Annotated in this window: 20 protein-coding genes and 1 pseudogene; 3 read left to right on the forward strand and 18 right to left on the reverse strand. The window is 44.5% G+C overall.

The genetic code is table 11. The features are described 5' to 3' along the window. The first annotated feature begins 10 nt into the window (after window positions 1-10). Window positions 11-904 (forward strand): AraC family transcriptional regulator, encoded by an 894-nt coding sequence (locus tag MJB10_RS17215; protein ID WP_314796643.1) that lies wholly within the window; start codon window positions 11-13, stop codon window positions 902-904. Window positions 905-1,046: 142 nt separating this feature from the next. Here MJB10_RS17215 and MJB10_RS17220 read toward each other — a convergent pair. From MJB10_RS17220 to MJB10_RS17235, 4 genes and pseudogenes are all read right to left on the reverse strand, one after another. After that, window positions 1,047-1,322: pseudogene (locus tag MJB10_RS17220) on the reverse strand (phytanoyl-CoA dioxygenase family protein); the annotation flags it as partial. Window positions 1,323-1,352: 30 nt separating this feature from the next. Further along, window positions 1,353-2,369, reverse strand: coding sequence for a zinc-dependent alcohol dehydrogenase (locus MJB10_RS17225; RefSeq protein ID WP_314796644.1), 1,017 nt, complete (start codon window positions 2,367-2,369; stop codon window positions 1,353-1,355). A gap of 27 nt (window positions 2,370-2,396) precedes the next feature. Further along, a complete protein-coding gene (locus tag MJB10_RS17230; RefSeq protein WP_314796645.1) occupies window positions 2,397-3,272 on the reverse strand; it encodes a sugar phosphate isomerase/epimerase family protein in 876 nt (291 codons plus the stop codon). 10 nt (window positions 3,273-3,282) lie between these two features. Continuing rightward, the gene (locus tag MJB10_RS17235; protein WP_314796646.1) at window positions 3,283-4,248 is read right to left on the reverse strand and encodes a zinc-dependent alcohol dehydrogenase; all 966 of its coding nucleotides are present in this window, start codon (window positions 4,246-4,248) and stop codon (window positions 3,283-3,285) included. 154 nt (window positions 4,249-4,402) lie between these two features. Here MJB10_RS17235 and MJB10_RS17240 point away from each other — a divergent pair, with 154 nt between their 5' ends. Next, complete coding sequence (locus MJB10_RS17240; RefSeq protein ID WP_314796647.1) at window positions 4,403-5,215, forward strand: helix-turn-helix transcriptional regulator; 813 nt, start codon at window positions 4,403-4,405, stop codon at window positions 5,213-5,215. A 44-nt stretch (window positions 5,216-5,259) separates the two neighbouring features. On the opposite strand, the gene MJB10_RS17245 is transcribed toward MJB10_RS17240, so the two are convergent. From MJB10_RS17245 to MJB10_RS17290, 10 genes are all read right to left on the reverse strand, one after another. Further along, on the reverse strand, window positions 5,260-6,591 hold the full coding sequence (locus tag MJB10_RS17245; protein WP_314796648.1) for an extracellular solute-binding protein: 1,332 nt from the start codon (window positions 6,589-6,591) through the stop codon (window positions 5,260-5,262). Between the two features lie 98 nt (window positions 6,592-6,689). Then, on the reverse strand, window positions 6,690-8,276 hold the full coding sequence (locus MJB10_RS17250) for a response regulator (RefSeq protein WP_314796649.1): 1,587 nt from the start codon (window positions 8,274-8,276) through the stop codon (window positions 6,690-6,692). Then, window positions 8,248-10,071, reverse strand: coding sequence for a sensor histidine kinase (locus MJB10_RS17255; protein WP_314796651.1), 1,824 nt, complete (start codon window positions 10,069-10,071; stop codon window positions 8,248-8,250). The genes MJB10_RS17250 and MJB10_RS17255 overlap by 29 nt, the downstream gene beginning before the upstream one ends. A gap of 48 nt (window positions 10,072-10,119) precedes the next feature. Continuing rightward, window positions 10,120-10,941, reverse strand: a complete 822-nt coding sequence (locus MJB10_RS17260) for a carbohydrate ABC transporter permease (protein WP_314796653.1) — start codon at window positions 10,939-10,941, stop codon at window positions 10,120-10,122. Between the two features lie 28 nt (window positions 10,942-10,969). Beyond that, entirely contained in the window at window positions 10,970-11,857 is an 888-nt protein-coding gene (locus tag MJB10_RS17265) for a carbohydrate ABC transporter permease (protein ID WP_314796655.1), read from the reverse strand. Window positions 11,858-12,198: 341 nt separating this feature from the next. Further along, window positions 12,199-12,426: an SIS domain-containing protein gene (locus tag MJB10_RS17270; RefSeq protein ID WP_314796657.1), complete on the reverse strand. Its 228-nt coding sequence runs from the start codon at window positions 12,424-12,426 to the stop codon at window positions 12,199-12,201. A 774-nt stretch (window positions 12,427-13,200) separates the two neighbouring features. Further along, a complete protein-coding gene (locus MJB10_RS17275; protein WP_314796659.1) occupies window positions 13,201-14,043 on the reverse strand; it encodes an amidohydrolase family protein in 843 nt (280 codons plus the stop codon). Further along, window positions 14,040-14,399 carry a hypothetical protein gene (locus MJB10_RS17280; RefSeq protein WP_314796660.1) on the reverse strand — a complete coding sequence of 120 codons (360 nt, stop codon included), beginning with the start codon at window positions 14,397-14,399 and terminating at the stop codon, window positions 14,040-14,042. Before MJB10_RS17280 ends, MJB10_RS17275 begins: the two co-directional genes overlap by 4 nt. Before the next feature lie 12 nt (window positions 14,400-14,411). Further along, window positions 14,412-15,317 carry an aldo/keto reductase gene (locus MJB10_RS17285; protein WP_314796661.1) on the reverse strand — a complete coding sequence of 302 codons (906 nt, stop codon included), beginning with the start codon at window positions 15,315-15,317 and terminating at the stop codon, window positions 14,412-14,414. Window positions 15,318-15,329: 12 nt separating this feature from the next. Next, complete coding sequence (locus MJB10_RS17290; RefSeq protein WP_314796662.1) at window positions 15,330-15,494, reverse strand: hypothetical protein; 165 nt, start codon at window positions 15,492-15,494, stop codon at window positions 15,330-15,332. A 250-nt stretch (window positions 15,495-15,744) separates the two neighbouring features. On the opposite strand from MJB10_RS17290, the gene MJB10_RS17295 reads away from it, so the two are divergent. Further along, on the forward strand, window positions 15,745-16,620 hold the full coding sequence (locus MJB10_RS17295) for a helix-turn-helix transcriptional regulator (protein WP_314805701.1): 876 nt from the start codon (window positions 15,745-15,747) through the stop codon (window positions 16,618-16,620). A 428-nt stretch (window positions 16,621-17,048) separates the two neighbouring features. Here the strand turns inward: MJB10_RS17295 and MJB10_RS17300 are convergent, their stop codons facing one another. The 4 genes from MJB10_RS17300 to MJB10_RS17315 form a co-directional block, all read right to left on the reverse strand. After that, window positions 17,049-18,224, reverse strand: coding sequence for a serine hydrolase domain-containing protein (locus tag MJB10_RS17300; RefSeq protein ID WP_314796664.1), 1,176 nt, complete (start codon window positions 18,222-18,224; stop codon window positions 17,049-17,051). Window positions 18,225-18,413: 189 nt separating this feature from the next. Next, window positions 18,414-21,851: a polysaccharide lyase family 8 super-sandwich domain-containing protein gene (locus tag MJB10_RS17305; protein ID WP_314796666.1), complete on the reverse strand. Its 3,438-nt coding sequence runs from the start codon at window positions 21,849-21,851 to the stop codon at window positions 18,414-18,416. Window positions 21,852-21,989: 138 nt separating this feature from the next. Next, window positions 21,990-24,260 (reverse strand): glycoside hydrolase family 31 protein, encoded by a 2,271-nt coding sequence (locus MJB10_RS17310; RefSeq protein ID WP_314796667.1) that lies wholly within the window; start codon window positions 24,258-24,260, stop codon window positions 21,990-21,992. Continuing rightward, complete coding sequence (locus MJB10_RS17315; protein WP_314796669.1) at window positions 24,253-25,632, reverse strand: FAD-dependent oxidoreductase; 1,380 nt, start codon at window positions 25,630-25,632, stop codon at window positions 24,253-24,255. The genes MJB10_RS17310 and MJB10_RS17315 overlap by 8 nt, the downstream gene beginning before the upstream one ends. Between the last annotated feature and the right edge of the window lie 2 nt (window positions 25,633-25,634).

Raw genomic sequence — 25,634 nt, forward strand, 5'->3', positions numbered from 1 at the left:
ACATCTCAATATGAATGCACATTTGCAAGTGGGTTTTAACTACAACATGTTAGAAACGTCCTATGATTTTTCTTATCAGACGACAACCATTGAAACGAACTGGCACATCTTTCATTGTCATGAAGGCATGGAGTTTCTATACGTTCATGAAGGAAACGGCTACGCCATTATTAATCAAAAAATGATTGAAATTAGACCTCAAACCCTTGTCTATTTCCAACCATTTCAACTTCATGGCACAAAAGTCTCCCTTGATCAGAATGCCGCTTACACAAGATCCATTCTATCCTTTGAACCTTTCGAAATTGAAGCTTATCTGCAGCACTTCCCTGCACTAAAGGCTTTTTTCCAACAAATCTGGAAGGCAGACTTACCTGTACAAGTACTATCGCAACTGCCAGTAAACAATCCGATAGAGGTAATGTTCAAGCACTATCAACACCTTTCGCAAGCTGATTCTTATCCCGATCGTCAGGAAGAATTCAGCCTGTTCATTATTGGGTTTCTGAACTATCTCAAAAGCGTATGGCCAGCGTGTGAGCAGCTTGTAACCCAGAGCGCTTCCACTCCGCCTAGTTATATCGAGAGAATTATGGATTGGATTGAAGAAAACTATACATCTGAATTTCAGTTGAATGTGCTCAGCGATGAATTACATCTAACTTCCTACTATATTTCGCATCTGTTTCAACAATGGACCGGCACAACCATTACCCAATATGTTATCGCCAGGAGAATGCGACAGGCGTGTTGGTTACTGAAAAACAGTGCGATTTCAGTGTATGAGATTTGTCAGCAAATCGGGCTCACAAACGTCTCTTATTTCTGTAAAAAATTCAAGGAATATTCAGGAAGAACACCGCTCCAGTATCGAAATGACAGCAGTAAACAACAGCATATATGAAACAAAAAAGCAGTCCGTTTCCTCTATGGAAGCGGTCTGCATTTTTGCGTATTGTGCATAAGGACTCTCGCTACATTTAAATAATGCGTATCATTTGTAATTTTATACAGCCTAGCGAAACCCTCTACGTTATGTGCGCCATAGTGAACGACTCCGCTGAATCAGCAAATTCCGGACAAACAATGGCATCCTGATTCGTCTTTGGCACGACAAGCAGGCCACCATTTTCTTCATCAGCAGCATCGATTGCGGTCCAAGCGGCAATGCAAGTTCCTGGCTCAACTTTCAAATAAAAGTTATCCTGATGCAACGCCTGCCCGCGAGCACCTGGCGGCTTGAAGTAAAACATACTCTGGGCAGCCAGCGGTTCTTCTCCATATAAGTCTGCCTGAACGTCCATAACTCGAGAGTGAACCATAAGCTTCGCTCACCCCTTATCTCCCAGTTCCTATCGATTGGGATACAACACAACTTTAATAGCTTCATTCATATGGTTGACACACAAATCAAGGCCATACTCCAGTTCACTAAAGCCGATCTCATGTGTGACGAACGCATCGAAATTGATCTTCCCCTCCGCAACCTTATCAACTGCAAACTGGAACGCCTTTAATTCATCTGCTTGTGACTCATATACCTCATTCAACGTATGAGCGAACGTAGCTTCTTTACGGAGCAATAATCTCGGATTTAATCGGTGATTGTTCTCAATCCCCTTCGCATCAACGAACAACCCCGTTATTCTTCCTTTGCGCTTCAAAGCCTTTACAGCCATATCGAATGCATCTCTTTCCGTGCTTCGATCCTCCGATATACACATCACGACGACATCGGCTCCTTTACCATCCGTTTCTTTAAGCACAGCTGCAACAATGTCTTCTGTTGTCATCACCGAACGATTATAGGAGACATCAGCTCCAATTTCTAACGATTTGCGCACACGGAAATCATGCACATCGACAGTTAACACTTTGTGTGCTGTAAGCTTTGCCGTTGCCGTTGCCGTTAGCCCCAGTGGACCTTGACCTACAATAAGTACCGTTTCATGAGGTTTAATCTGTGCGGGATGAACAGCCGATACATAAGCTCCGTGGAACATTTCAACGAGAGAACGGATTCGCACCGGAATAGATTCTGGTACTCGGACCCAGAGGTCATCTGTGGGTCTTACGACAGTAAACTCGGTGAAAGCCCCTCGAGGTGTATATAAGGCAATAATTTCACCAAGTCGAATATCTTTCACATCTGAGCCCAACTCAACAACTTCGCCAGCCACCTCATGACCCAGAATTTGCGGGTAGAAATCATGATATCCATCAAAATCACCATGATAAATATGATTGTCCGTAGCATTACAAATGGAGGCAACTTGAACCTTCAGTAACACCTCATCACTTTTAATTGTTGGTATTTCGATCTCCTTCACTTTAAGAACACCTGGTTGTTCAAGAATTGCTGCTTTCATTTCGTTACCTACCCTTCATTGTTTTTTTTAGAAATATCCTCGTTCTCTTACATAGGCAGTTTCCACTTGCAAATAATGCTCGGCCAATTCAGGCTTTGTGTGCGGCTCAATGATACAAAAGCCGGTGTATCCATCCTTCTCCAACCGTGCCAGGACACCATCCATGTTAACAGTTCCTTCAGGAAGCGGAGGATAGTAGATATAGTTAGGCGCAAGGGATCCTGTCATGACAGCACCTTTACTTTTCTCGGAATGTCCTAGCTCAGGTCTGTATACACATCCATTTTTCAGATGCACATAGGCGATATATGGCTTGAGCAAATCATACGCATAAGGGAAACTCTCTTGCCCTGCCTGGTAATAATTCGTGGCATCGAACGTGGTCTTGAAATTCGGTGAATCCATCGCTTGAAGGATATGCAGCATACCCTCTGGGGTCTGCGTGGCATCGTGGGCTTCATTCTCCAAACAAAGAATGATGCCTTCCTTTTCCGCAAAGCGTGTGGCTGGTGTCACAGCCTTCTTGATTCGCTCCAAATCGGGGGAAATCTCTAGTGACAGGTTATAGCAATAGTGGTTGACATACTGTGCCCCCAACGTTTTGGCAACTTCTACCGCATAAAGTAATGCGGCCGCATACTTATCTAGGTCGGCTGAAATGACTTTATGAAAAGCCGCTGACATAGACACAGCACTTACCTTAAATCCATATTCATCGAGCAGTTTTTTGGCTGCTGGAATATCTCGTCCTTCATACGCATCTGGACATACATCCTCTTCTAGCGGTGTGATGTTCCCTGGCCAAATCTCAATCGTATCTATCCCATACTTGCTAATTGTCTTTAGTGTATGCTCCAAATTTAATGTTCCCGCGAAAACCTGCCCGGAAATAGCCAACTTCATATACGTCCCCCTACTGTATGTCTACTAGAATCTTCAAATTTGTCTCTGGATGATTCATGACAAGTTCTAGTCCATCCATTACATGATCCAAGCTCACCCTACCGCTAATTAGCGGCGCCAATTTTAATTTCCCTTCCACTGCATAGTCGACTGCCTTCTGGAAATAAAGTCGAACAAGCTGCATATCATTGACAGGCCCGCGCATAATAACTTGTTTTTTTTGAAAATCGAAAATATCGATCATTCTTCCTTGCTGCGGATGACCATAAGAAATGAGCGTTCCACCTTGCCGAATTACAGCTATGGCATCATTGAGGGTTGGTGAGCCTGGAAGCAAATCGTCCGCATAGGCATCAATCACAACATCCATTTCTCCGAATTGGTTGATCACAGCTTCCCTTACGGAACAAGCCCCATTATCAAATACGCCATCGCACCCGAGTTGTAACCCAAGCTCTCTCCTCATGCCATATAGGTCCCAACCGATCACTGTACTGGCTCCCAAATTCTTAGCCAGCTGTGACATAATAAGTCCGCTTGGTCCGAGTCCTACAATCAGGACTTTATCACCTGCCTTTATCTTTGCCGCCTCGACAGCTCTGATGGCTGCGCCAGCAAGCTCAAATAAAGGCCCTTCATCGTCACTAATCGTTTCCGGCAGTTTGACCATGGCCACATGTTCAGGAGTGACACTCACATATTCAGCGAACGCACCAACCGTAAACCACCAAGCAACGCGATCACCGATCTGGAATTGTGTCACCTGGTCACCGCAGGCAACAATCGTCCCACAAGCCTCATGACCGAATACAATGGGGAAGGTTTCCCAATGAGCTCCAGCAAGAATAGCTGGATCAGATCCATTGCAAATACACGAAGTCTTTAGTTCGATGAGTACCTCTTTACTTCCACAAGAAGGAATCGGTATTTGTTCCAGTTTTAGTTCACCTGGTTTATGTAAGACTAACGCTCTCATACTGTGCGCCCTCCTTCAGATGTTTAAACTAATCAATTGTGATATAATTAATAGTAACCCCTATATACATCAATTTAAATGAATTAATCATTCTACCTTTTAAACTTTTCAGTTGTAAGCTGTTTCAGATAAATGAAAAGGAGATAACGTCCAAATGCTATTTACTCCTAACATTACCTTAATTGGCATCGATACCCCCCATCAGACGGATTTCATCATTGATCGGCCTCATGGTGAAGGTTGTTTTGTGTTAATGTGTTTTTCCACACCTTTCTTCACCCGTACACTTACAGGTATGGAGTTCGGTGAGCCCGGCGACTGCTTACTGCACGATCCTTTGTTTGCTCAGTATCATGGAACTCCAGAAGGACAAAAGGAAGGATTTCGTAATGATTGGATACATATGGAAGGCACAGGGATCAAAGAACTTGCGAACCAATTTGGAGTTCCGCTCAATATCCTCATTCGAACTGGCGAAAAACATCTGTTATCCGCTTATTTCCGCGCGATTGAATCGGAACTTGCTCATAAAAAACCTTTTTGGCAACAAAAAATTGGCATTCTTATTCAAGACGTCATGTGCCTGATTGGACGACAGCACATGATGAAGATCGAACTAGAGCAATATACGCCCTCTGAAAGGGAATTTAAACAGAAGTTTATAGAGGCAAGAGCAACGATTCACGAACAATTTGCACAGGATTGGACGGTAGAACGGATGGCGAATCTGGTACGGTTAAGTGCGGAACGTTTTACCGTGCTATATCAAACCTTTTTCCATACGAGTCCTAAAGAGGACCTTATCGCCAGAAGACTGGAAGAATCTAAAGTACGATTAATTAACAGTCATGACAGTATTGAAAAGATTAGTCTTGAGTGCGGCTTTAACAGTATTTATTATTTTTCGAGGATATTCAAAAAGAGAGTTGGCTGTCCTCCTGGTTATTATAGAAATAGAACGAATTGAAACAAGACCGTAACCCCTATGCTAAGGAGTTACGGTCTTGACGTTTACTTCGCGTTATCAATAATTTTCTGTACTTGCTGTGTCATCTCTTGTGGTGTTTTTCCTAATAGGGTCCCCATAAGGGCATCCTTGGAGGCATTCTCAATTGCGGATAAAGGATCATAGGAGAAGGTATCTAATCCAGGCGTCTTGATCGTTCCACCTGATTGAATAATGCTCTTCGTCAAATCATCCAATTTGCTTGTGTCCGCATCTTTAATTGCAGGCAGGCGAGAATACTTATCCAGCAGTGATTGCTGCACATTTTTGCTTGTAAGATACTTGACGAATGCGATAGCCATAGCTTTCTCGTCGTCCTTCATTTTGCCATTTAACACAAATTGAGCTAGGTAATTAACACCATGATCCTTGAATTCAGGATGCTCTTTAAAATAAGGGAACGGGAATGCTTTCACTTTCAGATCCTTAGGAATGTCCCCAATACGCCATGTCCCATCCAGCGTCATCGCAGCCTTCCCTGTGTAGAACAAAGCTTTTTCAGAATCGTAATTAACACCTTCGAAATTCTCCTCAAACGCGCCAGCATTTTTCAGATCCAAGACCTTCTGGAATGTCTCCACTACAGCCGGGTCCGTCCATTTGGCTTGTCGAAGTCCAATTTTCTGTGCCAACTCGACGCCTGCAAGCTTATAGAAGATGGACGTATGGATGTGACCGACTCGCCAGCTATCCTTTCCTCCAAGTGCCCAAGGTGTGATGCCGGCTGCTTTGAGTTTGCCGATTGCGGCGAGCAGATCATCCCAGGTGACGGGCGGTGTCGTAATTCCTGCTTTCTCAAAGAGAGCGGGATTATAGTAAATAGGTTCATAGTTTATCGACCAAGGAATGGAGTAAATTCCTTTCTGCCCCGCAGCCGTTAAATCAAATGGCGATGTAATCCCAGGTAATAAGTTGCTCGCCCACTCTTTATCTTCCAGCAATGGTGTAATATCCATAATCGTTCCTGACTTCGCATAATTCAAAAGGCTTACTGCACCTGCAAAAGAAAAAATATCAGGCGTTGAGCCAGAAGCAATCGACGCTTTCAACTTGCTGTTATACGAAGCTTCGTCTGCAACGGAGTCGTCCTGGATCTTAACGTTCGGATGCAAAGCGGTAAACCCTTTGATTGCCTCGGCAATAAATTTGGCCGATGGTGTATCACCGGATTCCCTGGTCATAAGGGTTACGGTCACAGGTTTGGCACTAGGCGATGATGCTCCAGTCTTTGTTGCTGGTGTTGATTCAGACTTCGTACTGGAACAGCCGGATACAAGTAATGCTGTGGTTAGAACGCTTACAATTGTGCTTGAAATCAATTTGCTAGTTTTCTTCATACGTTGTTGGCCTCCTCTTATTTTCTACATCTTTTATGGTACAGGAAGCCAACGGGATCCTGAATGGATTTCTTTTCACATAATTAGTAATATTTTTCTCAATGTACACTATAATTTTTCGGTGAAATACCGAATCTTTTTTTAAAGCATTTACTGAAATAATAGGCATCCATGTAGCCAACGTTTAGCGCAATATCTTGGATGCTGGTCTCGCCATGCAGATCGATAAGTTCCTTGGCCTTTTTTAAGCGAATTTCCGTTATATATTCGGTCATGCCTACACCCATTTCTTTTTTGAAAATGGTACTCATATAAGCAGAACTAATACTTACATAAGATGAGATTTCCTCCAAAGAAAGGTCACTCTTCGCATAGTGCTGCTCAATGTATTCCCTTGCTCGATCAATAAATACTGTATTTTTTGAACGATTATGTGTGGAATGCTGGACGACTGCCTCAACCAACATCAATAAGGTTAGTCTAATATCTTCTATCGTTTCTCGACTTCGGATAAAAGTAAAATAATCATGATGGCAGGAAAACAAGTCAGGAAGCATGACTTGATTCTCAGCGACTACCTTCATGATGGCCATCAGGATATCCAGTGAGATTTGTTTAACCACTTCTTTCGACAAGGCATCCCCCACCATCTGTGAGAACACATCGTCAATCTGATTGTGGCATAGATCGTTTCGTCCCATTTTGATAGCAATAATAAAGGCTTCCTTATTAAACATGAGTGGAGCATCGACAATAGAATTACTTGAAAACACGGGACTTACATAGGCATCCAATACCTGATTGGCTCCCATGGTAAATTTGTTCTCCAACGCTAAGAGCGCATCTTGGTAGGAGCGGTGTATCTGTTCATACCCCTCGTAGCGAAGACCAATTCCGATGGTAACGGTATATTTCAGATAGAATTTCACTTTGTTAAGCACTTCTTCGCAGACTTGTTTTAAACGTGTTTCATCCTTGTTATTTATCACATAAACAATATGGTTTAGGCTTCCTATATGCGAAACATACGTGAATTGCTTCCCGAAAATTTCATCTGCCACATTTTTCGTAGCAAATTGCCACAATCGTCTTTCCTTTTCGTTCATCCACTTATACGTCATATAGTCAATTTCAATGACAATAACCTGCAGCTGCACAGGATCCAGATCTATCTGATAAGTTTGTAAAGACTCTTCAATCTGTTCCTTAGAGAAATGGTTTGCGTTTTGGAGGATCGATGCTAGGAACGCACTCTTGTGCATCTCGAATCCTGACTTGACCTTATCCTCCAAGTTATGTATATAATGTCTTTTCTCTATTTCTGCCTTTACTTTTCTCAAGCAGCCCTGCAGCTCCTCGGGGTCAATAGGCTTCAGCATATAGTTGGATACACCTAGTTCTAAAGCCGTCTTAGCGTATTCGAATTCACTGTAACCTGTAATAATGATAATTTGCTTATTCGGATACTTTTCCTTTACAAGTCGTGTTAACTGCATGCCATCCATGATGGGAATATTAATATCTACAAGCAGTAACTGAGCTTTGGAATTTTCCAGAAGCAGCAGCGCCTCCTCACCATCTTCCGCTTCTTCCACAATCTCGAATCCGCAGCCGTTCCAATCGATAGAGGCTTTGATCAATTCACGTATTAAATACTCATCTTCCACCAGAAGTATAGGGATCATTGACCTCACCTCTTGAAATTAGTTGATTAGAACTCACTAAGAGTTTAGGGAGTAAAATATCCACACGTGCTCCGCCCGCTGGTTCGTTGCTTAAGTATAGCCCGAATTCCGTTCCGCAAAACAGTTGAATTCGTTCATTCACGTTCGGCAATCCAAAGCCTTTTAGCGTATTCATTGTTGTGGATTCCTGCGTGAGAATTTTGGATATTTCCTCTGGATTAAAACCGTTGGCATCATCAATGACAGAAATTTTGACTTTATTATCAATCATGCTGCCTCTTATTGTAATCAAACCGGGGCCTCGTTTGTTGCGGATGCCATGGTATATCGCATTTTCAACCAAAGGCTGCAGCGATAATTTGAGAATTGAGAAGTCCATAATGGCCTCGTCGATCTCCATGATAACCTCAAATTTGCCCTTATACCGAATTTGAAGAATCGTCAGGTAGTAGTGCACAATTTCAATTTCTTCTCTAATAGAGATGACTTCTTTCCCCTTGTTCAACACGGTTTTGTAGAACATCGATAACGATTTAAGCATGACAATGGCTTGGCTTTCCTGCTTAAGCTGTATGAGCGAACAGATACTCTCGAGTGTGTTATATAGAAAATGCGGCTTGATTTGGGACTGTAATAAATGAAGTTCCAGATCACGTTTCTCACGTTGCTTCGCATAAACTTCGTCAATAAGCTCTGAAATCCGCCCCACCATCGTATTATAGGTGAGAGCGATCCTTCCAATTTCATCACGGCTGCCTACATGAAGTTGATTCTTGAAATTGCCCAACCCCGTCTCCAGCATGGATCGATTTAACTTTAAGATAGGGGTCGTGATGGAACGGGAAATAAAGCTAGAGATCAAGATTTGAAATAGCAAGCCCAATAGGCCTATCCACAGAATTTGATTGCTTAGACCGTTCGTATCTCTAATAAAATCATGGTAAGGAACCGTACCAATCACATACCAGGATAAATACGTCATTGGGCTGGAGATGATGAGGTATTTCTGACCGTTCTTTTTAAATACTTTACCTTGCCTATTATTCGCTTGCAGCCAGTTGAATTCCTCCGTTTGTGCAATGCTGTGAGATAGCTCCAGCCTATCAGAGGAGGAAACAATGGTACCAGTTTGATTAACAACGAAGAGGTGGCCGGTGTCTCCAATCTTTACGTCCGCATATAAGCTAGCAATAATCGATTCCTTGATATTTAATTTGATATAACCGAAAAGCTCACCTGTCATATAGTCGTAAATCTCGCGCAGAGCATATATGGAAGCTTGACCAGGATTACTCTCTTCATTCGGTTGATAGACCCAAAGCACCTTACCGTACTCAAGTTTCAAACTTTTAAAAAAATCACTCCGGATAAAATTACGATTAGCATCAACCGTTATATTCCTTGATGTGACGATGGATTGATCAAGACCATACAACTCGATGGAAGAGATATTCGTCCCTTTACTCACCAAATTATCGAACAAAGATCCAATGACCATTTGTTGGCGATAGCGTTCATTGGCATCCATCTGGGCATAATTTTTCAGAAAATCCTGTACCTGACTGTTTGACACGATCGTTCTCGAAAGCTCTTCGTCATGTTCCACTAAAGGAACCATGCTTTTAGTGATCAGATCGAGACTCTGGATGGAACTTGAAATCTTATTTTTAATAACCGAGTCCGATGAGATTCTGCTAAAGACGACAATGAGGATCAACAGAGGGATAAAAATCACATTGGCAACGTACATTTTGCGTCGAATGGATAAATTAAGGTACCAGGCTCGGATTGTCATCAAGTTCCCCTCACATCGAATAATAACCTTTTATACCTATTGTAAAGGTTATCCTTTCACTGCACCAGCTGTTAATCCTGACTGTACCTTTTCTTGTGCAGCCATATAAACTGCTAAGGGAGGCACGATAGATATCACCATTGCTGCCATCAAAGCACCATATTCCGTGCCGTATTGACCTTTAAATGAAAGTAGACCTAATGAAATGCTCTGGAGATTGGGCTTATGTATGAAAATTAAAGGAATAAGCAAATCGTTCCATGATTGCAGAAAGACAAAAATACTTACCGTAGCGATGGCAGGTGTAGATAATGGAATGATAATCGTAGAGAAAATGGTCAGAATGCCAGCTCCGTCCATAATACCGGACTCCTCTAGCGTGGTAGGAATTTGAGACATAAACCCTGTTAGAATAAAAATGGCAATGGGTAAATTCGTTGTCACGAATAATAAAACGATGACCAAATAGTTATCCGTCCATTGCAATTTGCCAATGATATAGGTGAGCGGCAGAATGGTTGATTGAATAGGAATCATCATTCCGATTAAAAAGTACACATAGATCAAAGATTTGATTCTAAAACGGAATCGGGACAAAATGTATGCGCCCATACTGGATACAAGCAGGCAAAGGACAACCGTACCGGTTGACAGGAGCATACTATTTCGAAAATCAAGACCAATTTTGGCCACTTGCCAGGCTTGTAGATAGTTTTCGAATTTAAACAAAGTCGGCAGGGCAAAGGGGCTCGAAAAGATCTCTGTATTCCCTTTCATCGATGACGCTATAGGAAAATAGATCGGATACAGAAAAATGGCCGTTGTACATAGAAAAAATATATAAATCGCGAGTGTATAAATTCGTTTCATCCTTTTCTCCTTTCAACAACAGCTGCGTTTAGTATTCAAGTGTATCTCGTTGAAGAATCTTCAAGCTGAGGATGGTTATCGAAATACTAAGCAAAAAAATGAGTATGGATATCGCACTTGCGATTCCATAATTATCATAGCGGAAAGCCTGATCGTACAGCAGCGTTGTCGGTACCTGCGTCAAGCCGTTCGGCCCGCCCTGCGTCATAACAAATACCACATCAAACGCTTTCAATACCGCGGTGACAACGATTATCACGCAGATCTTCATACTCTCCCAAACTAGCGGAATGATGATGGATACAATACGCTTCAGACCTGTTACTCCGTCAATTTGTGCAGCATCCTCAATATCCTTGGGAATACCAGCAATGGCCGCGGAGAAGACCGTCATATGAAAGCCAACGCCAATCCATGCGTTTACTAGAATGATCGATACCATCGCCGTATGTGAATCAACAAGCCAATTTCTGGCATATTCCCCGAACCCAATCATTGTCAGCAGCGTGGTTAAAACACCGTCATTAGGCAATAGAATAAAATACCAAATCAGGCTTGTGGCTGTGATTGAAACAATTTGCGGCAGAAAAATAATCGTCCTAAACATCTTGGAAAACTTTAGGCCTTTGCTCAATAGCAGTGCAGCAACAAAGCCGACTGGAATTTGGATGTCCAAAGTGAGCACCATGAACAAGGCAATATTTTTAAGCGAAATCCAAAAGAATTCATCCTTAAGCAGCTTGGTGAAATTACTGATTCCTGCATACTTGATCGCTTCGCCTGTAATGCCATGCCAGCTCGTGAAGGCAAATCCAAAAGAAGCTAGGATGGGCAGCATCGTTAAGCATGTATAAATGAATAAGGCTGGCAGCAAAAATAATAGGATTGCCTTTCGATTCCTCCGGTAGGCGTCCATACCCTCATCCTTCCTGTGTTGTGATACATTCAATTTAACAAAATGATATTTGTAACGGAATGGATTATTTTTAATTGGTTAGGAAAGTTTTTGGCACCTTTTTAATGGGTTTAACGTAGCGACTTTACTATACGAAAAAAACTCGGGCGCAAGTTAAATAGTCCTATCGAGAGCTAATCTCTCTAGGACTATTTGTCAAGGTGTATATAGAAGATTTGGATAAGTTCTCTTTTCGTAGAACAATACGCGTCGGCTCCCCTGCTGACACATGGAAGAAGCTATCGCCTTCTTCGGTAATCTCCGCACGTAGTTCTGGCTGATAATCAACAGATTGTAATGTATCATTGGCTTCGTATGTCCGCTGGAATAGGACGTTTCAGCATAAAGCCTTTCATAAGCTCGCCGACAATATGTTCGCTATCCGAAGCGCTGCCGCCGTTGCCGCAAACTAATGTATGGCCGCCGCTTCGGTACGACTCAGTCATCAACGCGACAGCTTGTTCAATAGGAGGCAAGCAACCTTCCAATTCAGGATATTTATAGATCAATTTGTGCAAAGTAGCGTGCATGGTAACGTTCCTTCTTTTCATGACGCGCTTACTCTCTGCTGCGACTGGAAAAGCGATCACAAGCGACACTGACGATTTATTGTCCTGCCTAAATCATGGCTCGGTTCACTTCGGCTTCGGCCCTCATCGGGGTAAACGCTTCCTTAACATTCTATTTATCTTACACTTCTGCTGAAATGGCTTCAAGGCATAGGTCGCCACTTCATTGGCATCTGTGAAGGATGTGAGAGATGTCCCCGAGGCGTCTCCAGTAATGATTCCCTTCAACTCGAGAGCTCGTGAGAGGAAGCTGATCATATCTTGACGGCTGATCGATTGTTTCGGATTATAGTGCGTTGTTCAAACTCCATAAAAAGAGCGCCTCCTTGATGGTGTTGGGTTAACACCCGGGACAAACCCATCATACTGAGGCGCTCCTTTTTGAAAAGGCCCAATCCTTAGGTATCGTACATGAAAATTATCCGTCGCTACTTGTCCTCCCGAAACGGTTGTTGCCGATATCCCCGCATCACCTGACCCAACCGTTATCACCAAGCCTGTAGCATCTACCGTGGTCAGGGAAGGAGTAGGTTATGCATATATTTATCGTCGCAATTGGGGCACAGCCTGGATAAGTACATGGTACGTTGCATCGGTGTTCTCCTTTGCAAGCCCGTCCTGAAAGCTTGACGTTAGTCGTGCCACCTTTATATCCACTGCTAAGTCCTCATTGTTGAAGAAAATCGCATAACTAACAATGAGATGAAATATTGGTGTTCCTCGTAACCCTATTAACTAGGATGACTTTGCTCGAGTTTTTGCTCGACCATAAACGGCACGGGCATTAATACTACGAATCGCCTGTCGTTCCTGTACAGAGACAGCCTCGGTTATGAACGATTCAAACAGCCGTATAACATCCTTATAGGCCCCGCCATGCAGTGCCACGGGCCAATCGCTGCCGAACATCAGCCGTTCCGTACCGAATGTACGCAAAAGATCACCTACGTACTGCTTCAACCGTTCACCCCGCGCTTCCAGGTTGAACTCCGCTCCGCTTTGGGTAATCATACCCGATAGCTTGACCCTAACCTCCGGCAGTTCGGCAAGTCGCTCGATTCCTTGGCGCCACAGGTCAGTGCTTCCTCCCAAGGGATTCCCAAGATGGTTCACTACAGCCTTCAGCTCCGGAACGTGACGCAAGTGCGCGTACACCGCTTCCATTTGCTCCGGACCGGTCAACACATCGATTGTCAGTCCGGTCCGCTCCAACCGGCGAAGAGGATCCGCCACCGCCGAAGAGGCGAAGAATTCTCCGTTAAAGCGCAGACCTACGAGGCGCTCGTGTGCGCTCAGTCGTTCGAGCTTTTCCGCAAAATCTGCCGCAAGCGGGTCGAGCCCGCCGACAACCCCCATAATGACTGGGTTCTCTTCGGCAAGCTCGAGCAGAAACTCCGTCTCCTCCGCCGTAAACGCCGCCTGAACTGCTATGACCCCCTCCACACCTTGCTCTTGAAGGTGAGGGAGCAGCTGCCAAGGCAAATAGTCGCGGTACATCAGCTCGTTGCTTGGCTTGAGCCAGCCGTAGTCGCCGCGCGCCGGTTTCCAGAAGTGAACATGGGTATCAATGTAGGTCAATGGATAGCCCCCCTCTTTGACTGCCTGCCGCTTAGCAATGGGTCACCAATGAAAGGATTCGACCAAGGCATGTCGTAGCAGGGCCTATTCATGTAGCGCTCCATCCCGATGCGGAGCTTAATCGAGCGCTCGGCTGGAGGAAGGTCCGCAAGCCACTTGCTATTCACTGAAGTCCGTTCTATCGCATCCGCTTGCGTGTTAAAGCCAGTAGTTTCCGCCGTTGTGTACCGCTGCTCAATCTCCTTCGCCGCTTTATTCAATGTGTCGAACATCCTTTGCTGCTGCAGCGCCCAAGAGGGCGCAATGACTCGTTCCTTCGCTTCGACCAGAGGAACGCTCTTCCACTCTTCTCGCATCTGGGTATCCTCCTAGTCTTGAAACAACTGCTGTCCGGCAAAAAGCTCAAACACCCGTGCCTGATCGTCCGGCGCCAGTCCTTGTCCATCACAATACGCCATATTCGTGCGCAGTACCTCGCGCGTCGAGGCACCGGTGAGCGTTACATGAATCGCCGGTTGCGTCAAGCTGAACCGCATGGCAGGCTCGACAAGACCATACGGCTCCCCGCGTCGAAGGAAGCGCAATTTTTCCATGCGCTCCTGTGCCTCCTGAATGATATCCGGCTTAAGGAACTTCGCAGGCGTATCGGCGAGCAGCCCCATGCTCAGCACACTGCCATTGATGACGCCAAGCCCATATTCCTGGGTAAGCGGCAGCAGCTCATCCTTCGCAGAATGATCGATGAGCATATAGCGCACATAGAATTGGATGCTGTCGAAACGGCCTGTTTGCACATATTGCATAAGTAGAGGCAAGCGACGGGTGGAGATGCCGATGAAGCGAAGCTTTCCTTGCTCTCGCAGCTTCTCGAGCGCAGGCAGCGTTTCCTCCATCACGATCTCGAACGATGTTCGCTCAGCGTCGTGAATTTGCAGCAGATCGACCCAGTCGGTCTTCAGCCGCTGCAAGCTTCCTTCGACTGACTCAATCGTGCTCGCGTAGCTGAAATCGCCATGATTCCCCACTGCCTTCGTCGTGAGTACAATCTGATTTCGTCTACCGCCACGCAGCGCATTCCCGATTCTTCGTTCCGATTCCCCGTTTCCATATTTCACTGCCGTATCAACAAAGTTGATACCTCCGTCAATCGCTTCATGAATCATCAGCTCGACCTCTCGCTCGTCGGTAGGGCCGAAATCGCCCGCTAGCGGAGCTCCCCCAAGACCGAGGCGCGAGACCCGCAGCCCGGTACGTCCAAACTCGGTATATTGCATGCCTTGTTCCTCCTATCGTTCAATCGTAATTACGTGCTGCATCGGGCTCCAGATGACGTAGCTAGCGACCATGTCCGGCTTCAATTTCGCAAGCGAGCCCGACCGCCACTCGACCGTCCTCCCGGACCTCCAGGAAGCGGCATCTACAGATATGCCGTCATGGAATATATCCGGCATCAGCATAAAATAGCGCGGACCCTTGGGAAAAGGCCACGTCTCCACATCCGTATTCACTACTGCCGCCCAATCGAAATTGGGGTTGCGTGCGATTCTTCAAATACGAAAAATACATTCCACGATCCATACACACACCCCGTAACTAGAAATACGTCATTTTTGCGCTTTTCATACTTGCAATAACAATTATATAATAGTTATAGCAAGAAACAGATAACCTGTTTTTGCGAATGATATCAGTATTTTGCGATTGGAGGCGAGTCCGATATATATCAGTCGATTTTTCCATCATGCCACGACTTCCCCTCTCCCATATTTCCCCATTGCAGTCGGAATAGTTCAGAACGAGAAGAACCATCGTATTCACGGGAATCGGTATAAGGCCCATATTTATAATCTACATGTCGTCACGAAGGGAAGAGGATGGGTGCATTCCACGAAGGGACGCATTCCGATCGAACCATACTACGGCTTTGTATACTCCGAGCATCAGGTCCAGAGATATGAGGCCGATCCGGACGACCCTTGGGAAGTGATGTGGTTGTACTTCAAGGGCGAGGGCATCGAAGCAATTATACGCGAGCATATTCTCGGTAGTGATCCATGGCTTCTCACTGCAGAATGCGGGCGGCTTATTTTGCCGCTAATCGAGCAGCTATGGGCCTTGGCCCAGGATACTTACGTTTCGGACATTCCTCGCATCAGCGCCCTTCTCTACCAGATCTTGCAGGAGATCAACATCCTCACAGGACAAAGCGGGAAAACACCGACCAAGCTCGAACATAAGCTTAGGCAAACGGCCGATTACATACGGGCGAACTGCAGCAAGCAGCTCACGCTGCAGCACTTGGCCGACTACTGCGCTCTCAGCAGCGCTTACTTCAGCCGCACTTTCCACACCCTGTACGGAATGCCGCCGCTTGAGTATATTGCGCTGCAGCGCATTGAGCTCGCAAAGCAGCTGCTTATGATTACGGATATGCCGGTCAAGCAAATCGCTCTGGAGGTTGGCTATTTTCAAGCCAGTTATTTCATCGAGCGCTTTCGCAGAATCACTGATATGACCCCATCGGAATACCGTAGCGGTGTGTATGATAAGAATGCACCTGAACCCGCAGACGACTAGTCTAGACCCGCCTCAGCGTTCTAAGGGATTGGTTTAAAAACAGTCGGCGATTCATCGTCGTCCAGCTTGATCCCCCTTGCGATAATCAAAAACAGGGATCTCCGAACCCGTCAGCCAACTTGGGATGCCGCCTGTTCCGGGTTTTGCCTTTACATCCTCCGCACGTATCCTCATAAAATATGCAGTCTGTTTCAGCTATGCACATTCGTACCTCGCGGTATGATGGAGACTACTCCTTAGTTGGCTCGCTGCAAGCGAACATAAAGAACAGCCCTCAACTTAAAGACAAAGTTGGGGCTGATTGAAATTGCACATAAACTATCTTTCTCATGGAGTCACATTTGTCTCCTCCTGCTAGCAGTATCGTCGTTTCTGGTCAGCAAGGAAACTCTGTCACAATCCAAGCTTCTTTAAGTTATATTTGTACATCAGAATGTACTAAGTACAATATTGCGCAACTTTCTGGTAAGTGATGTCGTACCAGCATCTTTTTTCTGGATCATAAATAGAAAGGTTAATCCTTCCTGAGGAAAATTGCCAAAATAGGCTCCAAGCCAGCCATCCCATCCATATTCCCCCAGGCTACCAAGTACCCCTGCTGTTCTGCAATCCGTCAGGATGCGCATTAGGTTGCCATAACTATGTCCACTCCGCATATGCCACGATTCAAATCCTTTCTGTTGCACACCATTTAAGGTTGCCGACGTTAAATATTGGACAGTCCTGGGCCTCAAAATTTGATTGCCATCTAAACGTCCTTTATTCATAAGCATTGTAGTAAATTGAGCAACATCATCAATCGTTGAAACCAAACCAGCTCCTCCCGATTCAAATGCCGGATACCGGTCCATCTGATGAACGATGCCCAGATGATTTCCCGTATACAGCATCAATCCGCCTTGCCCGTTGTCCGCGTAAGTCTTTACAAGACGCCCTCTCTTTTCTTCAGGCAACCAAAATCCAGTATCCTTCATATACAACGGTTCGAATAATTCTCTTTGCAAAAATTCTCCAAAACGCATTCCGCTTACGACTTCTACAATCGCTCCCAGCACGTCAGCCGAGGTTCCATACTGCCAGTATGAGCCTGGCTGAAAAGCAAGCGGACATTGACCCAATCGGTTCATTACTTCCAACGTACTCATAGGCGATTCACCTAATAGGCGACAATCGATCTCTTTAAACAGAGCCTCCGTTTCTTGTCCAGCTCTATGACTTCCTCCATATACCAATCCCGACGTCATAGATAGCAAGTCATGTATATGGACTTCCCGTTCTATATGTACCAATTCACCGTTTTTCTCCACCATCTGATTGTTAAAACCAGGAAGATAGCGGCTTACGGGATCATATAAATCGATTTCTCCACGTTCTAGTAATATCATAACGGAAGTTGCGGTAATCGGTTTCGTCAAGGAATAAAGTCTAAAAATAGAATTTCTTGAAATTGGGATACTCGCATCCCGATCTGCCATTCCGTCCTGATGGTAAAAAATTTCTCTACCGTCTTTAATCAGCATTATATTCGCACCAGCAACTTCATTTTTGTCAATACTTTTTCTAAGTGTATGTTTGAGTTGATGAATTGCAGTTTGATCAAACATGTTTCATGATCTCCTTCGCTTAAACTAGCTTCTTCCAACTAGGACAGGATGATACTTTCGCTGATCGGTAACATGCTAGGCTCTCTCCTTAAGTATATAAGTAACTTGATCTAATCCTATTCACTATAAAATAAAGCCTAGACATGTTCCCATTCATAATCGATCAATCAATAAGGAATGTGCTTTCGTTTATTTATTGAATACAATCTTAAAACTCTTACCTTTAGATCCACTCACATTCACAATCATTTTGACGGTGTTCAACTGGCTTACTGTAATCTCGGTATCTTTTGACGAAACGGAAGCAACGGATTGATTGAGATCAATTTGAATCGAACCCGTGTTCTTTTGCGTAGGATCTGATACCACAACTTCGATTTGTGTCGCGGTTTCTTTTACCATAACAGATGCTTTTTTATTGCTCGTAATTCCTCCAACTGTCTTCGTGATGTCATTCCAGAAATTGATGCCTGTGATATTTAAACTGGTTTCCTTTACTCCTTGTGCAGATGAACTATTCTCTAGGATTGTGACATCAGGGTTAGCTGCGTAGACTGCCGTCTGAGAAGCACTTTTATTAGGCAGAGTAACATAAGCATAAGACTGATTAGAAGGGTCCATGCCATGATCAATCCAGAGATTTAAGAAGTTACGCGTATATAATGTACTTCCTGCTTTCGAGTCCATGGCCTGCCACGAACTAGTTCTACTCTCGCGGAGCCCCTTGACAGTCTCCGTAGTCGGGAAATAGTAACCGATGTCTGATCCTGTGGCATTACCCGTTAGATGAATGTAGCTCGTACCTGACATGGTTTCGTTCCATCCGAGTGCCGATGACTTCACCACCCCGCCAACGGTTAGTGTGTTATCAGCCGCATCCGTTAATTTCGCATTTTCTATCGTTGTTTCTACAGATTGACCTATGCTGCTGCTAATCCCAGCCCCAAGGTTAACGATTTCGTTGTCAAACATAAACCAAGACTTCTTGCCTGTCAGATTACTGACATATGCAGGTATCGATCCACTTGCTGCAACATTATAGGGACCAAGTTCCATGCCAGTAATGCTGTACGTATTGTCTAACTCAGAGCCCCCGACCCAATCTGTGGTGCTATTTTGGCCTTGGGCTTGCCCATCATATCGGATCTGTGTATCAACCGTCGTTCCAGGAATCCGATATCGATTAACCGTAGCCATATAATCGTCGCTATATTTTTTTAAGTCCCCATTATACAAATAGGTTGCTCCAAAACCGGTATACCAGCCCTGCTTATTCACATTATTAATAGATTCATAGTTGCCTATTCTCGTGGAAGTCATCCCTACGCTGAAACCAAATCCTGGTCTTAAATGAATGACTCTATCCATGGAAGGAAAGACATAAGATTCTACCAATTCTCCCCGAGGCGCTATCGTAGTATCGTTCATGATACTTCTTAGTAAGGAAGCCACATACACATTATATGTTTTATAAATATTAAGTCCATAAACGGTATCTTCCTGCAGCCATTGTTTGATCATTCTTTTGTAAGCCAATGCATCAGAAGCGCTAGAATAAGGAATAACCTTCGCAATGGCATTTATAACGCCATGCCCCATAACATGATCTTGAGCTTTCTCTACGCCAGTACTTCTGGCTATTGTAGTAGCTAGGGCATCTCCTTTATACACAACAGGTTCGAAAGAGTCATAGATCCATTTGAAAACGTTATTCTTATTTGTATCGGTTACCTGCCAAGTAGACCCATTCAATACGGTCATCAGATCACTTAAACTACTAATAATGTCATTCCCATAACCAGCTGCATAGCTGAACTTCCCATGCTGGATAAATGAACCATCTGTGTAAAATCCATCTCCGCTTTGGACATACTGTAGAACTTGGCTAAGTGCGTCCCTAGAAGCAGCAATTTTATCGCTGTCTTTGACAATAATTCCTCTAAACGCCACCACATTCGCTTTCCAGATTCGATTTGCACCTGTTGCGGTGTTTCCGCCAGTCGGATTTAACTTTGCGTTATAATAGAATTTGGTAGGATTTGGAGAGAATCGTTCTATTGCATTCGTATAATTTGTGATTTGTGTTGTCGTTAAATTTTGATATAAAAGAGCCATCAAATCATTTAAATACAACGGAGCTCCGATTTCATAATCCCACCAATTTACTCGCCATTGCGAATTCTCATTGTAACTTACTGCTAAGCTAGGATCCCGATAATAAATCCAATCCATTCCAGCTATAATGTCGTCCTTCAGTTGCGTGTTGCCTGCAAGGTTGAAACCGTGACTCGTATACGGTGAAAGATAGGCGATCGCCATCGTAAGCAAGTCCTGATACGTAGCGGTAAGCCCCCATGAGTTCCCATCATATGAATTCGCCATCCAAATTTCATTGCGAGCACTGTCTTTATTCATTGTATCCCAGAGCTGCTGAGCCTTGGCATTTATTTGATATAGTTTATTGGAAAGTATGGTATCCGTAGGATTAAATGACGTCCATCCCGTCACAAAATCAGCCCTTCGATTACGTAAAATATCAAATTCATCACTTGTTGCAGGGAGCGCAACTGGGTTCGTAACGTTGACTGGTGTCGTGGAGATGCTGGACACGGGAACAAACTTAACTGCATCCACGTTCACTCTGCCATCCGTTTCTTCATTTCGAATCGTGACATTTCCCGAGGTACCTGCTGCGAAAGGGAAACTGCCCAGGTATACCCAATCCGAACCTTTATTCCTTTGGTTTAAAAGGTTGTCCTTGGAACCACCATTATAATTAATCACAATAGGGGTTTTAGTGGACTGAGAAGCCGGTGTTGTAGCAAAATATGGCCACCTCACATAAACCGCATAGGAACCTGATGTTGGAATATTAGGTGTGTATGAAATACTTAAGCTGCCTTTATTCGTATTGTTATCCGATAAATAATTATTATTATAACTTCCAGCTCCTGCAGCAATTACCCAATTCCCAAGCTTCGTAATACCTGTCGTATCGGTACTATCTATAATGATTTCCCCGTTGGCAGGGGGTGGTGTTGAGGTCGGCGTTGGCGATGGACTAGTGGTTGGCGTTGGTGTTGGTGTTGAGGTCGGACTTCCCGAGGCAACCAGCTTAATCGCATCTGCGATGACATATCCATTCGTACCCGTAGTACGAATAGTAATCGTATTACTAGTTCCTGCGTCAAACGAATACGTACCGAGTAAATTCCAAGCTCCTCCATTTAGTTTCTGATTGACGATTACGGTATCCGTTGTCCCCTGATGAATAATATCTACGGGGACATTATCCGCACGATTCGCATTCGTGTTCCACCACATGTATACCTGATATTCCCCAGTGGCCGTAAAATTGGGCGTAAAGGTAAAGCTTTTCGTCCCTTTCCCTGTATTCCCATCATGAACACTATTGCTTCCATAGTAACCTGCCGCTGCCGTGGAGCCGGTCCATGTACCTATCTGGGATATGCCACTACTATCTGAATTGTCCATAATTAAGTCCGCAGCATAGGCCTTCGGAACTTTTGGATACGCTGCATAAACAGAAAAAACAACGATTACACAAAGCAAGCATGCAAGCATTCTGGTAAGTTTGCTAGTCTTTTGATTGTTAGCCTCTTTCATTTGGGTTCCTCCTCATTATTCGTTTATCGTGAGTCTGTTCTAACAAATCCTCAGTTCAGCACATCCCCCCTTCCAAAAAATAAATCGCTTACATTCGTAAATAGGAAGAAATGCTTACACACTCCTTCCTATGTGTTCTTACAAAACTTTCATGTTTATAAAGAGCTTTTCACCTGTAAATAGAGCCGTTGACTTCCCGATAAATGATGTAGAGATTCTTTCACTTTGAATAGTCTGAATGCTTACATCTAACAGGAAATGCTCTGGTGGCAAACCATCTAGAAGTTCAATCGTTAATTCTCCTTGAGCCTCATCCCATGCAAATTTAACTTTGATAAATTTACCTTGCTCATAATCATAAGTCTCGCCATCGTCGTCATATAGAACAAATGCTGCGTCATGTCCCGTGTAGATGAGGACGGTCAACTTCATTTGTGCACTCGCCTCAATGCATGTCTTTTCCTCCGTCATTACGATTAAGGAACCGGACTTCACATATAAGGGAAGTGTATCTAAAGGCGCATCAGCCGTTATCGTCTGACCGCCGCAATACTTGGTATTGGTCCAGAAGTCATACCAATCAGCCGAACCCGGCAAATATACGGAACGAGTTTTTGCACCTTGCTCAACCACCGGACAAACAAGAAGTGATTCTCCAAATAGAAATTGATCGGTTGTTTCCCAGACGAATGCATCGTCGGGAAATTCCAAGAAGAGCGGCCTCATGATCGGCATTCCCGTCTCGAAGGTTTTCTTAGCCTCCGAATAAATATAAGGAATTAAGCGATATCTCAGGCGGTCATATTGAACAAGAATGGGTTCGAGTTCTTTGCCAAAAGACCATAGTTCATTCTCTCCTCTTGAAATACCGTACAACAAATCATCGAAGGATAATGCACCACGGCTGCCGTGTACGCGAAATAAAGGGCAGAAAGCACCATATTGAAACCAGCGCGCATATAGCTCTCTGTATGCAGGATCATGAGGATCTCCCCCTTGAAACCCTCCAATATCCGTTGTCCAAAAGGGGAGGCCACTAACGGCTGCATGCAGCCCGGCAATAATTTGCTTCCTTAAAGCTTCAAAATCATAACCAATATCCCCTGACCAAACCGTTACTCCATAACGTTGAGCACCGCCGAATGCCGCTCGAGCAAATATGAGTACCCGCTTGTTGAAATCCTCATTTCGTTGGCCTTCATACAGCCCTTTTTCATGCAGTAGTGCATAAGCATTAATGCGTTCTTCAAGAGGACCATCTGCCGTGTAGAGCAAATCATAATCTGACAGTTCTATTCCATCATCCGGCTCACAGGAATCTACCCACCAGATTCTAGCCCCTTGCTTGTAGTAACGGCTTACCTGCTCCCAATAGTAGCTTCGCCCTTCCGAATGAAAAGGATCATAGAGTGCAGCCATATCGCCATTAAAGATTGTAACCGGCACACTCACCTTGCTCTCGTTATGAAGCAGGAGCCCCCTATCTGACATAGGCGCATAATTCATGCTTTTCTTGGAGATATACGGCCAGACCGAAATCATTCCTTTTACACCAAGCTGACCTAGTCGGTCAAACATGGCTACTGGATCGGGCCAACTTTCGGGATCAAATCTCATGTCCCCTAACTGCGTCCAATGATAGAAATCAATAACCAGGATATCCATTGGATAATTTTTCTCTCGATAAGCTTCGGCTACTTCTAGCAGTTCTTGCTGACTGGAGTAGCGCATCTTGCTTTGCCAGAATCCGAATGCCCACTTTGGAATCATAGGTGCTGGACCTGTTAACTCCCAGTAATGTTGAATAATCTTCGGTGTGGATGGCCCAAATAGAAGATAGTAATCAATATATTCACCATGTTCGGAAGACCACGTCACACGACCTTTTTCAGTCGCGTCCACTGTCACTTTTCCGCTATTATCCCAAAGTATCCCGTACCCTTGATCGGTCAATAAGAATGGAATCGCGATGGTGGTGTTCTCATGCTTGAGCTCAATGATTTGGCCCGTATAGTCCAACATACCTATTTGGTGTTGACCTAGCCCGAATAATTTAGCAGATCGATCATGTTGGAATTCTGCGTAGCCCGGACCTGCCGTTATAGGCAGCTGTTCAACCAGCATCTTCCTATCTTGATCCAGGAAAGTTAGTCCTCCATTCTCTTTGACTACGACAACTAGGTTACCTGAAGCAAGATACTCATCTTCCGTTTGTTCCTGTTTCCCTTCAGTAATCATAACGTCAAGCTTTGGTGATTTATCCACCATATAGCTTTTAGGTACCTCATGGTTTCCCCACGCTATACGAATCCGAATGACTGATTGGGTATAAAAACATACATCAAGCGTTGCGCCAGAATCCAACGCATAGTGATTGCTCATCTTGCTCTTCTCATAGCTATTACTCATCCCATGCCTCCTCGCAACGACAATCAGCGTCATTTAATATAACCCCATTAGCCCGCAGCAGGTGTTGGAGTTTTTCAATTGGGACATTCTTTGGTTCATCCCCATAGCTCAGCGATAAGGCAGCCGCTGTTCCTGCAGCCTGTCCCGTTGCCATGCAGCTAGGCGATAGACGTGTCGTTCCCAGCGCTTCATGAGTCGTTGAGATACAGCGGCCTGCAGCAAGTAAATTTACAATTTTTATAGGAAGCAAGCACCCATAGGGAATATCGTAGGTGCCGTCGCCTTGAATCCATGCTGCCTTAACACCATTTCCTTTAGGATCATGAAGGTCTATAGGATACCCACTACGTCCAATGACATCAGGAAACTTTTTACCTTCAATAACATCATCCATGGTCAGCATGTACTGACCTTTAATCCGTCTAGTTTCACGGACACCAATTTGTGCTCCAACCTGCGAGATTGTCGCTTTTTCAAAACCAGGTAAATACTTCTTCATAAACTCAGCTACCTGCAATACCTGTTTTCTGCTTATTTCCTCTGCTTTGGTTAGATCCTCGACCTGTGTGCCGTCAAGACCTTGAACTCTAGTTGTATTTACTAATACTTCATCATCCGCAGGCCCAATAAAGAAGAGAACATCACTGCGGGGAATCGCTGGTCCCCACTCTTTCCAATGACGACTAAATCCCCCTACGGCAGTTAGTGGCAATTGGGCTAACTCTTGAAACGGCGTTTTATAATAAAATTCATCCGGATGATCGATCATATACTGTTTAACCGCCGGTACATTCACACCCTTCATCCGGAACTTCATCGTCATAGGTTGTGTCAGACCATCTCCCATACGACCCAGCTCACATGGGGCCCCGGCCAAATGAGCGACATCTGCATCACCAGTCGTATCAACGAACACTCGACCAGATACTTGAAACCTTCCCGATTTACCTGTCAGCGTGATGGAAATGATACGATTATCTTCCGTCTGCACCTCATCAACAAAGCTATGCAGTAGAAGCTTTACACCAGCTTCGTGAAGCATATCCATGGCTAGAACTTTATATATCTCAGGATCATAAGGTGTTACTGTACGTACAAATCCCACTGTATCTCGTAAGTGTCCAGGAGACGCTCCCAAAGCCATAAGTCGATCTATGATTTCCTGAGCAATTCCTCGAATCACTTGCCGCCCATCCTCGGCATGAAACGTCATCCACGGATAAACAAGTGCGATTGTGGACATGCCTCCAAGAAAACCATAGCGTTCAATTAGAACCGTTTTGGCTCCAGTTCGGCCAGCAGCTATAGCGGCATTTAAACCAGCAGGGCCTCCACCAATAACCACTACATCTGCGTTTATGTTATTTATCATCT

Origin of the sequence: Paenibacillus sp. MBLB1832 (genome assembly GCF_032271945.1) — a bacterium.
GTDB classification, from domain to species: domain Bacteria; phylum Bacillota; class Bacilli; order Paenibacillales; family NBRC-103111; genus Paenibacillus_E; species Paenibacillus_E roseopurpureus.